The sequence below is a fragment of the Pseudonocardia kongjuensis genome, assembly GCF_039526905.1.
Taxonomy (GTDB): Bacteria; Actinomycetota; Actinomycetes; order Mycobacteriales; family Pseudonocardiaceae; genus Pseudonocardia; species Pseudonocardia kongjuensis.
Window position 1 is genome coordinate 1 of sequence record NZ_BAAAJK010000028.1, and the last position, 983, is coordinate 983.

General features: G+C 70.8%; 1 pseudogene. It reads left to right on the forward strand.

The window, feature by feature from the left end:
* Positions 1–63 precede the first annotated feature (63 nt).
* Positions 64–957: pseudogene (locus ABD160_RS22350) on the forward strand (acyl-CoA dehydrogenase family protein); the annotation flags it as partial.
* Positions 958–983 lie beyond the last annotated feature (26 nt).

Below are 983 nucleotides of genomic sequence, written 5' to 3' on the forward strand. Positions count from 1 at the left end.
CGCGCGTCCTCCTCCCTGGCTACTGCCAAGTCTGGAGGTGTCCGGCCAGCGGGGGTCACTTCAGGCACGCCCGAGCAGATCGAGGCGGTGGAGGCCGACGCCACCCGCAACCGCTGGTTCTTCGGCGGCGCGGTGAACCCGCGCGACGCCGACCTGACCATCCGGGAGGACGGCGACGACATCGTCTACTCCGGACGCAAGAGCTTCTCCACCGGCAGCAAGGTCTCCGACGTGACCGTGCTGGAGGGCGTCCTCGAGGGGACGGACACGCACATCTTCGCGATCGTCCCGAGCGAGCAGGAGGGCATCACCTTCCACGACGACTGGGACAACATCGGCCAGCGGCTCACCGAGAGCGGCAGCGTCACCGTCGACGGCGTCCGGGTGCCGTGGACCTCGGCCGCCGGCTTCGTCGACCGCGCCTTCCAGCCGCGGGTCTACAACACGCTCAACGTGCCGACGATCCAGCTGGTGTTCGTCAGCTTCTACCTGGGCATCGCCCGCGGGGCCCTGGAGACCGGCGCCGAGTACACCCGCAGCACCACCCGGCCGTGGCTGCACGGCGGACAGGAACGCGCCGTCGACGAGCCCTACCAGCTCGATCTCTACGGCGACTACCAGTCCAAGCTGTGGGCGGTGGAGGCGCTCGCCGACGCCGTCGCGCAGGAGGCGCTGGAGATCCACCGGGACGCCTGGAACGTCACCGCCGAGCAGCGCGGCGCACACGAGGTGCGGGTCGCGGCGGTGAAGGCCCGGGCCACCGAGGTCGCCCTGGAGATCACCTCGGGGATCTTCGAGGGGCTCGGCGCCCGGGCCACCGCGTCCCAGCTGGGGTTCGACCGGTTCTGGCGCAACGTGCGCACGCACACCCTGCACGATCCGGTGGCCTACAAGCGCCGCGAGGTCGGCGCGCACCTGCTGCGTGACGAGCTGCCGGAGCCGACCTGGTACTCGTGATCACCGGTTGTGGAGCGTGGCGCCCA